This window comes from Sphingomonas sp. (assembly GCF_036731925.1).
Taxonomy (GTDB): domain Bacteria; phylum Pseudomonadota; class Alphaproteobacteria; order Sphingomonadales; family Sphingomonadaceae; genus Sphingomonas.
This window is the reverse complement of the sequence record NZ_DAINDJ010000004.1, coordinates 15,252-28,226: the sequence shown is the minus strand read 5'-3', so window position 1 is coordinate 28,226 and position 12,975 is coordinate 15,252. Positions and strand designations below refer to the sequence as shown.

Genomic DNA, 12,975 nt, shown 5'->3' with positions numbered 1-12,975 from the left:
GCATGGCTAGAACCGGGGTGTTTCCGCACGTGCGGCAGATGATCATGCTGGTCGCGATGATGTTCGCCTGGATCGCGCCCGCGCGCGCCGACGACATTTCCGCGGCTGGGCGGGGCGTGGTGCGGATCGTCACCATTGCCGTCGCCGATGACGAAGTGGTCGGCTTTGGCCATGGCAGCGGCTTCGCGGTGGCACCCAATCGCGTCGTCACCAACGCCCATGTCGTCGAGCTCGCCTCGCGCTATCCCGGCAACGTCGTGATCGGCGTCGTGCCGTCCGAAGGCAGCAAGTCCTTTCAGGGCAAGCTGATCGCCATCGATACCAAGCGTGACCTGGCGTTGATCGAGTTCAGCGGCGCGAAGCTGCCGACGCTAGCCTTGTCCAGCGCGGCGGTCACCGATGGCGAGACGCTGATTGCGCTCGGCTATCCCGGCAATGTCGACATCGCCACGGCCCGTTCGGCGGCGGACTTCATCACCCCGCAGTCGCCGGTGCGCTCGCAGGGCGGCTTCGCCGGCACGCGGACCCTGGAAGGCATTTCGGTGCTGCTCCACACCGCCAACATCGCCCGCGGCAATTCGGGCGGACCGCTGCTGGATGCCTGCGGTCGGGTGCTCGGCGTCAACTCGGCCATCACGAATAGCGAGGAGGGCGATTCGACCTTCGCCTTCGCCATCTCGGACACCGAACTGACCGGCTTCCTCACCCAGGCAAAGCAGCCTTTCGTCTCGGTGGCCGCGCCGTGCATCAGCGTCGACCAGCGCAACGCGCTCGACAAGGCGGCGGAGGAGAAGGATCGCGCCGACGCGGCGAACCGCACCGCGCAGGCCGAATCCGCCGCCGCCCGTGCGCGTGAAGCCGCAGTCGACAAGGCGCGCGCGGCGAACGAGTCCACGCGCGAGACCTATATGGCAGGTGCGGCGGTGCTGCTCGTGTTCGGCGCGCTGGCCCTGGGCGCGGCCGGACTGCTGCTTTCCCGTGACAGGCAGCGGCCGGGAATCTGGACCGCGGTCGGCGGCGGCGCGCTGCTGCTGGGCGCGGTCGCGCTGTTCGTGCTCCGCCCGAGCTTCGACGAGGCGAGCATCACCGTGCCCGGCGACGGAAACGAGACCGCGGAGGCCAGGCTGCCCGCGGATGCCGCACAGGGTCCGCTGGTCTGCACGCTCCAGCCGGACCGCAGCCGCATCACGGTTTCGCCCGGCGAGGCGGTGAAGGTGGATGTCGGGCCGGACGGCTGTTTCGACGGCAAGACCCAATATGCCGAATCCGGCCGCCGCTGGCAGCGCGTGCTCGTCCCCGCGGACGAGCAGACGGTGACGGTGCGCGAATTCGATCCCGACAGCGAGACGCTGACCGACACCCGATACTTTCTTTCCGCCGCCGACATGCAGAAGGTTCGCGACGTGAAGCCGACGGCGCCGGTGAACCAGTGCACCGCCGATCAGGCGAAGCGCGCCAGCCTCGCCAGCCTGCAACAGCTGATGCGCGCGGCCCTGCCGCCTGCGTACAACGAGAAGCTGGTCTATCACTGCGCGGCGGCCGGCGCGCAGTAGGCTAGTTTCGTTCGCGTACGCCTTCGCGGGCGCGCAATACCCGCTTGCGGTCTAGCCCATAGGCATAGCCGCCCATGCTCCCGTCGCCCCGCTGGGCACGGTGACAGGGAATGGCAAGGGCCACCGGGTTGGCGCCGCACGCTGTGCCGGCCGCACGCACCGCGGCGGGATTGCCCGCCAATGCCGCGAGTTCGGCATAGCTGCGCGTCTCGCCCGGCGGGATCGTCCGCAGCGCCTGCCACACTGCCTCCTGGAAGGCGGTGCCCTGCACGTCGAGCGGCAGGTCGCGCTGGCGGCCGGGGTCCTCGACCAGCGCCACCACCTCCGCCGCAAGCGCCGCGAAATCGGCATCGCCGGGCACCACCGTCGCCGCGGGGAAGCGCCGCGCGAGCATCGCCGCGTCCTCGTCGAAGGCGATGCGGCAAAGGCCCTTGTCGGTCGCGGCGATCAGCAGCGGACCCAGGCTGGTCTCGGCCAGGGCCCAGCGGATCGTCACCCCTGCCCCACCGGCGCGCCACGCGCTCGGCGCCATGCCGAGCCGCGCGCCCGTCTCGGCATAGAAGCGGCTGGGGGCCGAATAGCCGGCGGCATAGATCGCCTGGGTCACGCTTTCCTCCTCGTCGAGGGCTGCCGCCGCCCGCCGTGCGCGCAGGCCTCGGGCATAGGCGGCGGGGGTCACGCCGGTCGCGCGCTTGAACAGCCGGTTGAAATGATGCGGCGCATAGCCGACCGCTGCCGCCAGCGCGTCGAGCCCGATCGTCTCCTCGGCCGCATCGAGCAGCGCGGTGGCGCGCGCTACGGCAGTCGCATCGCGCGCCGCTTCGTCGGGCTTGCAGCGCAGGCAGGCGCGGAAGCCCGCCGCCGCCGCGTCCGCTCCTGCATCGAAGAAGCGGACATTCTCCGGCCGCGGCCGCCGCGCCGGGCAGCTCGGCTTGCAGTAGATGCCAGTGGTGGTCACCGCGACGACGAAGCGTCCATCCTGTGCCCGGTCGCGCGCGGCGAAGGCATTCCAGCGGGCATCGTACAGGGCAGCGGCATCGGTCATGCCATCGCTATACGCCCATTGGCGTAGTTGCAGCATCCCGCAACCTGCGTTCAAAGACCCTGCGCTTGCAGTCCGGCCACTTTGCTGGCAACGTTAACGTTAACACACCGCGGTGGCGTGGAAGTTGGGAGAGTGCATGTCCTTCTGGCACCGCACGGGCGCGCTGCGCTGGTGGATCATCGGCATCGTCATGCTGGGCACGATGCTCAATTACCTGACGCGCAGCACCCTTGCCGTTGCCGCGCCGAGTTTCATGGCCGACCTGCATATCGACGAGCGCCAATATTCCTACATTACCGCAGCCTTCCAGGGCGGTATCATGCTGCAACCGGTGGTGGGCTATATCCTCGACGTGGTCGGCTTACGCTCGGGCCTGGCGCTGTTCGCCGCCGGCTGGGGGCTGCTGAGCATGGCGCATGGCCTGGCGTTCAGCTGGCAATGGCTGTTTGCGCTGCGCGGGCTTCTGGGCTTTGCCGAGGGCACCTCGCATACCGGCGGGCTCAAGGTCGTCTCGGAGTGGTTCCCCGCGCGCGAGCGGGGCTTTGCCGGGGGTATCTACAATCTCGGCGCCTCGGCGGGCGCGGCGCTGGCGGCGCCTTTGGTCGCGGGATCGATCGCCTTGTGGAACTGGCGCGCGGCCTTCGTCGTCACCGGCGTGCTGGCACTGCTCTGGGCGCTGCTGTGGCTCGCCAACTACCGCACCCCGCAGACTCATCCGGGCATCTCCGAGCAGGAGCGCGACCTGATCCTGAGCGGCCAGGAAGCGCATATCCAGGAGCGCGCCGAGCGGCCCTCGCCCCTCCGCCTGCTCACCCAGCGTAACTTCTGGGGCATCGCCCTGCCGCGCTTCCTTGCCGACCCGACCTGGGGGACGCTCACCTTCTGGATGCCGCTCTATCTGGTGAAGGTGCGCGGCTTCAACCTGGGCGAGATCGCGGTTTCCGCCTTCCTGCCCTTCATCGCCGCCGACCTGGGCTGCATGTTCGGTCCCGCGCTGGCGCTCTTCCTCCAGCGGCGCGGGATCAGCCTGATCAACGCGCGGCGCTGGACCTTTACCTTCGGCGCCCTGCTGATGACGTGCATGGTGCTCGTCGCCAGCGTCGAGAGCGCCTGGCTCGCCGTCGCGCTGCTCTGCCTGGGCGGCTTCGCGCACCAGACGCTCTCGGTCACCGTCATCACCATGGCCAGTGACCTGTTCCCGCGCAACGAACTCGGCACCGTCGCTGGGCTCGCCGGCACCTTTGCCAATGGCAGCATCCTGATCTTCTCGCTGCTGATCGGCGGGCTGGTCGCCTCCATCGGCTACGGCCCCTTCTTCGTCGCGCTCGGGCTGCTCGACCTCGTCGCCGCCCTTCTCCTCTGGACCCTCGTCAAGGCGCCCCGATGATCCGCAATCCGATCCTTCCCGGCTTCAACCCCGATCCGTCGATCTGCCGCGTCGGCGACGATTATTATATCGCGACATCGACCTTCGAGTGGTTTCCCGGCGTGCAGATCCACCACAGCCGCGATCTCGCCAACTGGACGCTGGTCACCCGCCCTTTGGTGCGCGCGTCGCAGCTCGACATGCGCGGCGATCCGGACAGCTGCGGGGTGTGGGCGCCGTGCCTCACCCATGACGGTGCGCGCTTCCACCTACTCTACACCGATGTGAAGCGCTATGGCCGCACGACGATGGGCGGCGCCTCGGGCGCGTCGCTGCGCGATTTCCACAATTATCTCGTCACCTGCGAGACGATCGACGGCACCTGGTCCGATCCGGTCCACCTCAACTCCAGCGGGTTCGACCCGTCGCTGTTTCACGACGAGGATGGCCGCAAATGGGTGGTGAACCAGCTCTGGGACCATCGCCCCGGCCGCAACCGCTTCGCCGGCATCGTGCTGCAGGAATATGATCCTGCGACGGAGAAGCTGGTCGGCCCGCGCACCAACATCTTCCCCGGCACCGCGCTGGGGCTGACCGAGGCCCCGCACCTCTATCGCCGCGGCGCGTTCTACTATCTGCTCACCGCCGAGGGCGGCACCGGCTGGAACCATGCCGTCACCATGGCGCGGTCACGTGAGATTACCGGGCCGTACGAACTGCATCCGGACACGTACATTCTCTCCAGCCGCACCCGCCCCGATGCGGTGCTGGCGCGCGCCGGCCATGCCGATCTGGTCCACACGGCGGAGGGCGAACCCTGGCTCGCCTATCTGTGCGGCCGCCCGCTGCCGGGGCGCGGGCGCTGCGTGCTCGGCCGCGAAACCGCGATCCAGCCGATGCGCTGGGGCGAGGATGGCTGGCTCTACACCCGCAACGGCATGGGACTGCCCGAACTGGACATGCAGGGGCTGCCCGGCGCCCCCTCGCCCGCACGTGCCACCGAGGAACGCCACGACTTCGACTCGGCCGCGCTGCCGATCGACCTGCAATGGCTGCGCACCCCCGAGCCCGAGCGGATCTTCAGCCTCACTGCGCGGCCCGGCCATCTCCGCCTGTTCGGGCGCGAGACGATCGGCAGCGTCTTCACCCAGGCGCTGGTCGCCCGGCGGCTCCAGGCCTTCTGCACCTCGACCCGCTGCGTGCTCGACTTTGAGCCGCAGGACTTCCAGCAGGCGGCGGGGCTGGTCGCCTACTACAACGGCACCAAGTTCCATTACCTGCATGTCAGCCATGACGAGGACGTGGGCCGCCATCTCCGCGTGATGACAGCGCTGCCCGACGCCCCCCAGGGCGACGCCTTCACCGCGCCGATCCCGCTGCCGGCGGGGCCGGTCGAGCTACGCTGCGAGGTGGACTACGAGCGGCTGCGCTTCGGCTGGCGGATGGCGGGGGCGGAGGCCTGGCACTGGCTCCTCGAACTGTTCGACGCCTCGATCCTCTCCGACGAGGCGAGCGCGCCCGGCCTGCCCAACTTCACCGGTGCGTTCATCGGCATGGCCTGTCAGGACATCGGCGGCACGGGGATGTCGGCGGACTTCGACTGGTTTGCGTATCGCGAGCGGGAGTATGTGGCGGATCCGACTATAAGCTAGATCATGACCATCGATGTCATCTCTGCACGCGCCCTTGCCGAGACGCACGCTCGCGACTGCCTGCGGAGCCTCGCAGGGGATCGGGACGCATATCTTCGCGAGGAGCATGCAGAGGCGCCCAACTGCTGGTTCTTCTTCCGTGCAAAGGACGTTTTGGTATCGTCCGAGCAGTCGCTAGATGCCGACTGGGCGTATGCCGTAAGCAAGTGGGGTGACGTGCGGATGATCGTCGACTTGTCCGACGATAGGGAGGCACTTTCAAAGTACCTGTCCGTGATGTCCGACTTCTTCGAACGATCCAGGGCCTATATAGATATTTAGTACACGCTCAAAGCCCGCTCGTGCAGCGGCCTCGCGCCGCACAGTCCAAGACTTTTGCCGACAGCGGCAACTCAGCTGGCGACAACCTCTCCCGTCTCGGGGTCTACCCAACCAATCCCAGGGCAACGCGCAGGATCGTAGAAGAAGGGAATCTCCTCCGGACCTGGGGAGTTTGGATCACCATCAGGCCAGTTCCGCCGAACGAAAGCGATCATTTCCTGATGGGAGACATCCCAGATGGAATCTGCGCCTCCTTGAACGCGCGCTTTCAACGCGACACCATTCGGAATAAAAAACACGATCTTGCCGTCGTCGAGAAGCTTCTGAGCCAAGCCAAGGAACGCTTCCTTTCGCTCGACCAAGTTCAGTTCTGGAACGTCTACCACGCCGTAGAGCGCGTTAATCCAAAGCCCAAAAGGCCATTCTTCCGGGTTGACGCATTCTGCATAGGCTCGATCTATAATGTCACCATTCATTTTCGACAGATATCCTCGTGCTGCGGAATCGCATGCTCCGGCGTTGTCCATCAAGCATCCCCCCGGCGTCTGGTAAAGGTGCTGAGGCTCACTGCCGATACGGTAGCCTGCCCTCTGGATGCTCAACCTTAACTACCCAGCCCACTACTCTCCCTCGCGCAACATGCTCGCTCGCCGCAGCCGCGCCTCCAGGTCCTCCACCATCCGCTCCCGGCTGCGGAACGCATGCTGCAGGTCGCTCTGGCTGAGCGGCATCAGGAATTCGCAGCCGTGCCGCGTCTCCTCGCGCCACACCACCCGTGCCTCGCGCGCGCCGGCGCCGGACATGCCGATCCAGATCAGCGTCCCCTCGGGCAGCGCGACATCGGCGTTGAACAGGAAGCCGGTGCGCGAGAAATTCTCCACCACTGCGTCGAACGGGCGCCCGTCCATGCCGCGCACCGTGGTTTCCCGATTCACCAGGAAGCGCACCGCGCCGCGCGCGTCCATGCTTCCCCAAACTTCGAGTCTCGCGACGAGCACCAGCACCTGTTCCCTTGCCCCAGGGCACCGGCTCTACGACAAACGGGGTTAACGCCTGACCAACGCGCGTCCGCTTCTTGACGCGGCGCAGCATCACTGCCATATGCGACATCACGACGAGGCATTTACATGCAGCGTGATCGGCGGCGCGCCCCAGTTGGGAACCTGCTCCGCTAGGCTCTGCTTCGTCGCTTATCGGCTTCCCAAATCACGCGGGGCGTCACTTGTTGACCCCGCCTTCGCGTGCGCCCTTTGAAGATGCGTGCGCGCCGGCCGCATCCATAAGGTACTGTCATGCAATTCAAAGAACTCGGCCTTTCCGAGACCGTCCTGGCTGCGCTCGCCGCCAAGGGCTATACCGACGCGACGCCGATCCAGGCGCAGTCGATCCCCGCGCTGCTCGAAGGTCGCGACCTGCTCGGCATCGCGCAGACCGGCACCGGCAAGACCGCGGCGTTCATGCTGCCCTCGATCGATCGCCTGATCGCCAGCGGCAAGCGCCCGCAGCCGCGCGGCTGCCGCATGCTCGTCCTCGCGCCGACCCGTGAGCTCGCCGCGCAGATCGCCGACAATGCCAAGCATTATGCCAGCGGCACCGGCCTGCGCATCGCCACCGTGTTCGGCGGCACCTCGGTCCACAAGAACAAGACCGATCTGGCGCGCGGCGTCGACATCCTCGTCGCCACGCCGGGCCGCCTCGTCGACCTGCTCGACCAGCATTTCCTGATCCTGCTGGGCATCGAGATCCTGGTGCTCGACGAAGCCGACCAGATGCTCGACCTCGGCTTCATCCATGCGCTGCGCCGCATCGTGAAGGAGCTGCCGTCGAAGCGCCAGTCGCTGTTCTTCTCGGCCACCATGCCGAAGACCATCCGCGAGCTGGCCAGCCAGTTCATCCACAATCCGGTCGAAGTGAAGGTGACCCCGGTCGCCACCACGGCGGAACGTGTCGAGCAGTTCGTCACCTATGTGACGCAGGCCGAGAAGCAGGCGCTGCTGACGATCCAGCTGCGCAACCCGGAGATCGACCGCGCGCTGATCTTCACCCGCACCAAGCATGGTGCCGACCGCGTCGTGCGGCTGCTCGCCGGCAACGGCATCGCGGCGAACGCGATCCACGGCAACAAGAGCCAGCCGCAGCGCGAGCGTGCGCTGGGCGAGTTCCGTTCGGGCAAGGTCAAGCTGATGGTGGCGACCGACATCGCCGCGCGCGGCATCGACGTGTCGGGCGTTAGCCATGTGTTCAACTTCGAGCTGCCCAACGTGCCGGAGCAATATGTCCACCGCATCGGCCGCACCGCGCGCGCCGGCGCCGACGGCATCGCGATCAGCTACTGCGCCGATGACGAGCGTCCGTACCTGAAGGACATCGAGCGGCTGACACGTCAGAAGCTCACCGTGCAGCCGCTGCCGGAGAACTTCACGGCCGAGGCCGACAAGATCAAGTCGACCCGTTCGCCGATGCCGGCGAGCCGCGACGAGCAGAACGGCCGTAACGGCCGCGCGATGCAGCATGCGTCGGGTCGTCGCGGTGACGGCCAGCCGGCGCGCGGCGGTCGCGGTGGTCCGCGCGGCGATGCCCCGCGTGGTGGCGAGCAGCGCCGGGCCGAAGGCGGTCCGCGCAGCGATCAGCCGCGTCGCCAGGAAGGCGCCGGCCATGCCGGTGCCGGGGCTGGCGCCGGTCGCGGCCCGGGTGCACCGAAGCGCAAGTTCAACGCCCGTCCGGCCGGCAGCGGCCAGGGCCGTCCCGGCGGCGGCAATCGCGGCCAGGGCGGCGGCGCAGGTCGCTCGCGCTGAGCTGAGAACAACGGGCGCCGTGGCTTGCTTCTGCAGGTGACGGCGCCCACCATTACGATCGTCATCCCCGCGAAGGCGGGGATCCATTAGTGGGACCGGCCCGGCGCTAGCTGAATGGTCCTGGCAAATGGATCCCCGCCTTCGCGGGGATGACGCTTCTGAGGTATGGGCAGGACTACCCGTCCCAACCCGGCACGGCTGTGCCAAAGCCGGCCATTCACCAATTTCGATAAGCTGGCGGCGTCCCCCGCGCACCCGCTAGCGCTCATGCCCACAACAGGTGGGAACAGACGATGATGCGCAATGCCCTGATGGCCGCAGCTCTGGCGCTCGGCGCGGTGGTGCCGGCAACCGCCAATGCCACGGTGGTGATCACCGGCTATGACGACGATCCCGGCTATCTGGCCGCGGACAAGATGGTCTACACCCCCACCGGCTTCACCGGCTATTGGCCGGGCATGAGCCGCTTCCGGTTCACCGGCACCGAAAACGGCAAGACGGTCGACTTCCTCACTTATTGCGCCGACGCCTTCACCGCGATCGGCACCGGCAGCTTCGAGCGCACCGGCATTTCGGCGGTGCTGAGCGACACCACCCGCCAGCAACAGCTGCTGACCCTGCTCACCCATTCCGATCTGCTGCTCGGCAGCGAAAAGGATCTGCTCGCCCGCAAGACCATCTCCGCCGCCACCCAGCTGGCGGTATGGGAGATCATCAGCGAGCATGGCGGAAGCTATGACACCACTGGCGGCCAGTTCTACACGGTCGGCGGCAACAGCGACGATGCGCGCGCGCTGGCCAATAGCTATCTCACCCAGATCACCACCGGCGGCTGGACCGCGACTGCGGGCCACAAGCTGCAGCTGCTCTTCTCGAAGGACCAGCAGAGCCAGGTATTCCTGAGCGCCGTCCCCGAGCCGGCCAGCTGGGCGACGATGATCGGCGGCTTCGCACTGGTCGGCGGCATGTTCCGGCGGCGGCGGGCAGCGACCTACCGAGTCGCCTGACACCGGCCATGTCGATGATTTTCGGGCGGGTGACGCGTTCGCCTGCCCTTTTTCTTGGACGCGTCCGGACACGCCGAAACGCAAACATGAAATGGGCGTGTGACGTTTCGGCGACTCGGGTTGCATCCCTTCCACCGCGATGCTAGCAGCCCGGCAACCCATCGGGGGCGCAGGTTGTGTCGCCCCCCTTTTGTGCATGGGGTCACTTCCGACCCTCCGAGAGGAAACGAATCGCGTGGAGAATTCCGGCGGTATTCAGGCCAGCCTAAGCGGACGCTACGCAACCGCGCTGTTCGAGCTGGCACGTGACGCCAAGGCCATCGAGGCCGTCGAAGCCAGCCTTGCGACCGTGCGAGCGGCGCTCGACGAATCGCCCGAGTTCAAGGCGCTGACCACCAGCCCGCTGATCGGCCGCCAGGCCGCCGGCAAGGCCGTGGCCGCTGCGGCGGGCGCGATGGGCCTGGATGCGACGACGACCAAGTTCCTCGGCGTGCTCGCCGAGAACCGCCGTCTGGCGCAGCTGCCGGCGATCATCCGCACCTTCCGCGCGCTGGCCACCAGCCACCGCGGCGAGACGACGGCGGAAGTGACCTCGGCACACCCGCTCGATGCCGACCAGGTGGACGCGCTCAAGCAGCAGCTGCGCACCCGTATCGGCCGCGAGGTCTCGGTCGACCTGTCGGTGGACCCCTCGCTGCTCGGCGGCCTGGTCGTGAAGATCGGCAGCCAGATGATCGATTCGTCGATCAAGACCCGACTGAACTCCCTCGCGCACGCGATGAAAGGCTGAAGGCTCAAGAAGATGGATATCCGCGCCGCAGAAATCTCGAAGGTCATCAAGGACCAGATCGCCAATTTCGGCACCGAAGCGCAGGTTTCGGAAATCGGCCAGGTGCTGTCCGTCGGCGACGGCATCGCGCGCATCCACGGGCTGGACAATGTCCAGGCCGGTGAGATGGTGGAATTCGCCAATGGCGTGCAGGGCATGGCGCTCAACCTCGAGGCCGACAATGTCGGCGTCGTGATCTTCGGCTCGGACGCCGAGATCCGCGAGGGCGACACCGTCAAGCGCACCGGCACGATCGTGGACGTCCCCGTCGGCAAGGGCCTGCTCGGCCGCGTCGTCGACGGCCTCGGCAACCCGATCGATGGCAAGGGCCCGATCGAATATACCGAGCGTCGCCGCGTCGAAGTGAAGGCCCCGGGCATCATCCCGCGCAAGTCGGTGCACGAGCCCGTGCAGACCGGCCTGAAGGCGATCGACGCCCTGGTGCCGATCGGCCGTGGCCAGCGCGAGCTGATCATCGGTGACCGCCAGACCGGCAAGACCGCCGTCGCGATCGATACCTTCATCAATCAGAAGGGCCCGAACGCTTCGGACGACGAGACGAAGAAGCTGTTCTGCATCTACGTCGCCGTTGGCCAGAAGCGCTCGACCGTCGCGCAGATCGTCCGCCAGCTCGAAGAGAATGGCGCGATGGAGTATTCGATCGTCGTCGCCGCGACCGCGTCGGAGCCCGCGCCGCTGCAGTTCCTCGCGCCCTACACCGGCTGCGCGATGGGCGAGTTCTTCCGCGACAACGGCATGCACGCCGTGATTGTGTATGACGATCTCTCCAAGCAGGCCGTCGCCTATCGCCAGATGTCGCTGCTGCTCCGCCGTCCGCCGGGCCGCGAAGCCTATCCGGGCGACGTGTTCTATCTCCACAGCCGCCTGCTCGAGCGCGCCGCGAAGATGAACGACGCGAACGGCAACGGCTCGCTGACCGCGCTGCCGATCATCGAGACCCAGGCAGGCGACGTGTCGGCCTACATCCCGACCAACGTGATCTCGATCACCGACGGCCAGATCTTCCTCGAGACCAACCTGTTCTACCAGGGCATCCGCCCGGCGATCAACGTGGGCCTTTCGGTGTCGCGCGTGGGTTCGTCGGCGCAGACCAAGGCGATGAAGAAGGTGTCGGGCTCGATCAAGCTCGAGCTGGCCCAGTATCGCGAAATGGCTGCCTTCGCGCAGTTCGGTTCGGACCTCGACGCCTCGACCCAGAAGCTGCTGAATCGTGGTGCGCGCCTGACCGAGCTGCTGAAGCAGCCGCAGTTCAGCCCGCTGCCGTTCGAAGAGCAGACCATCTCGATCTTCGCCGGCACCAACGGCTATCTCGACCAGGTCGCGGTGAACGACGTGGTCCGCTTCGAGGCCGCGATGCTCGCGCACTTCCGTTCGCAGCACGCTGCGGTGCTGGCGGAAATCCGCGACACCAAGGCGTTCGAGAACGGCACGCGAGACAAGGTGAAGGCCGTGCTCGACGCCTTCACCAAGACCTTCGCCTAAGGGACCGCCGCCGGATGGCCAGCCTCAAGGAACTCAAGGGCCGGATCGCCTCGGTCAAGTCGACCCAGAAGATCACCAAGGCCAAGCAGATGGTCGCGGCGGCGAAACTGCGGAAGGCGCAAGCCGCCGCAGAAGCCGCGCGTCCCTATGCGCAGCGCCTGGAAGGCGTGGTCGCCAGCCTGGCGAGCAAGGTCGGGGCCAGCGACAACGCCCCCCGCCTCCTCGCCAGCACCGGCAAGGCGGACACGCACCTGCTGCTCGTCGCCAATGGCGACAAGGGCCTGTCGGGCGCGTTCAACGCCAACATCGTCAAGGCGGCGATCCTCAAGGCGCGCACGCTGATCGCCCAGGGCAAGACGGTGAAGTTCTACCTCGTGGGCCGCAAGGGCCGCGCGGTGATCGCCCGCACCTTCCCCGGCATGATCGTCGCCCAGTACGACACCACGACGGTGCGTACCCCCGGCTATGACGAGGCACGCGCCATCGCCAAGGACGTGACCGACCGCTTCTTCGCGGGCGAGTTCGACGTCGCGACGCTGTTCTACTCGCACTTTCGCTCGGCACTGGCGCAGGAGCCGACCGAGCAGCAGCTGATCCCGGTCTCGGTTCCCGAAACCACGGTGGCGAGCTCGGGTGCAGCGGTGGAATATGAGCCCGACGAAGAGACGATCCTTGCCGATCTGCTGCCGCGCAACCTGACGGTGCAGATCTTCAAGGCGCTGCTGGAGAACCAGGCCAGCGAGCAGGGCGCATCGATGACCGCGATGGACAATGCCACGCGCAACGCCGGCGACCTGATCAGCAAGCTGACGATCCAGTATAACCGTTCCCGCCAAGCCGCGATCACGACCGAGCTGGTGGAAATCATTTCGGGCGCCGAAGCCCTCTAAAAGCTGCACGAAGC

Annotated in this window: 12 protein-coding genes; 9 read left to right on the top strand and 3 right to left on the bottom strand. The window is 67.0% G+C overall.

What is annotated here, in order from left to right; translation table 11 throughout:
* Positions 1-2: 2 nt before the first annotated feature.
* Positions 3-1,553, top strand: a complete 1,551-nt coding sequence (locus tag V7E00_RS18790; protein WP_333574189.1) for a S1C family serine protease — start codon at positions 3-5, stop codon at positions 1,551-1,553.
* 1 nt (position 1,554) lies between these two features.
* Here V7E00_RS18790 and ada read toward each other — a convergent pair whose 3' ends face one another.
* Positions 1,555-2,598, bottom strand: coding sequence for a bifunctional DNA-binding transcriptional regulator/O6-methylguanine-DNA methyltransferase Ada (gene ada, locus V7E00_RS18785; RefSeq protein ID WP_333574188.1), 1,044 nt, complete (start codon positions 2,596-2,598; stop codon positions 1,555-1,557).
* A gap of 136 nt (positions 2,599-2,734) precedes the next feature.
* Here ada and V7E00_RS18780 point away from each other — a divergent pair, with 136 nt between their 5' ends.
* The 3 genes from V7E00_RS18780 to V7E00_RS18770 are packed head-to-tail and all read left to right on the top strand — an operon-like array spanning position 2,735 to position 5,937.
* Complete coding sequence (locus V7E00_RS18780; RefSeq protein WP_333574187.1) at positions 2,735-3,985, top strand: MFS transporter; 1,251 nt, start codon at positions 2,735-2,737, stop codon at positions 3,983-3,985.
* Positions 3,982-5,616, top strand: coding sequence for a glycoside hydrolase family 43 protein (locus V7E00_RS18775; RefSeq protein ID WP_333574186.1), 1,635 nt, complete (start codon positions 3,982-3,984; stop codon positions 5,614-5,616). Before V7E00_RS18780 ends, V7E00_RS18775 begins: the two co-directional genes overlap by 4 nt.
* A gap of 3 nt (positions 5,617-5,619) precedes the next feature.
* The gene (locus V7E00_RS18770; RefSeq protein WP_333574185.1) at positions 5,620-5,937 is read left to right on the top strand and encodes a hypothetical protein; all 318 of its coding nucleotides are present in this window, start codon (positions 5,620-5,622) and stop codon (positions 5,935-5,937) included.
* 71 nt (positions 5,938-6,008) lie between these two features.
* On the opposite strand, the gene V7E00_RS18765 is transcribed toward V7E00_RS18770, so the two are convergent.
* The gene (locus tag V7E00_RS18765; RefSeq protein ID WP_333574184.1) at positions 6,009-6,464 is read right to left on the bottom strand and encodes a hypothetical protein; all 456 of its coding nucleotides are present in this window, start codon (positions 6,462-6,464) and stop codon (positions 6,009-6,011) included.
* A gap of 93 nt (positions 6,465-6,557) precedes the next feature.
* Positions 6,558-6,935, bottom strand: coding sequence for a PilZ domain-containing protein (locus V7E00_RS18760; RefSeq protein WP_333574183.1), 378 nt, complete (start codon positions 6,933-6,935; stop codon positions 6,558-6,560).
* 294 nt (positions 6,936-7,229) lie between these two features.
* On the opposite strand from V7E00_RS18760, the gene V7E00_RS18755 reads away from it, so the two are divergent.
* From V7E00_RS18755 to V7E00_RS18735, 5 genes are all read left to right on the top strand, one after another.
* Positions 7,230-8,732: a DEAD/DEAH box helicase gene (locus V7E00_RS18755; RefSeq protein ID WP_333574182.1), complete on the top strand. Its 1,503-nt coding sequence runs from the start codon at positions 7,230-7,232 to the stop codon at positions 8,730-8,732.
* A gap of 293 nt (positions 8,733-9,025) precedes the next feature.
* Positions 9,026-9,739, top strand: a complete 714-nt coding sequence (locus tag V7E00_RS18750; protein ID WP_333574181.1) for a PEPxxWA-CTERM sorting domain-containing protein — start codon at positions 9,026-9,028, stop codon at positions 9,737-9,739.
* A gap of 235 nt (positions 9,740-9,974) precedes the next feature.
* The gene (locus tag V7E00_RS18745; protein WP_333574180.1) at positions 9,975-10,529 is read left to right on the top strand and encodes a F0F1 ATP synthase subunit delta; all 555 of its coding nucleotides are present in this window, start codon (positions 9,975-9,977) and stop codon (positions 10,527-10,529) included.
* 12 nt (positions 10,530-10,541) lie between these two features.
* Positions 10,542-12,071 (top strand): F0F1 ATP synthase subunit alpha, encoded by a 1,530-nt coding sequence (gene atpA, locus V7E00_RS18740; protein WP_333574179.1) that lies wholly within the window; start codon positions 10,542-10,544, stop codon positions 12,069-12,071.
* A 14-nt stretch (positions 12,072-12,085) separates the two neighbouring features.
* Positions 12,086-12,961, top strand: a complete 876-nt coding sequence (locus V7E00_RS18735) for a F0F1 ATP synthase subunit gamma (RefSeq protein WP_333574178.1) — start codon at positions 12,086-12,088, stop codon at positions 12,959-12,961.
* Positions 12,962-12,975 lie beyond the last annotated feature (14 nt).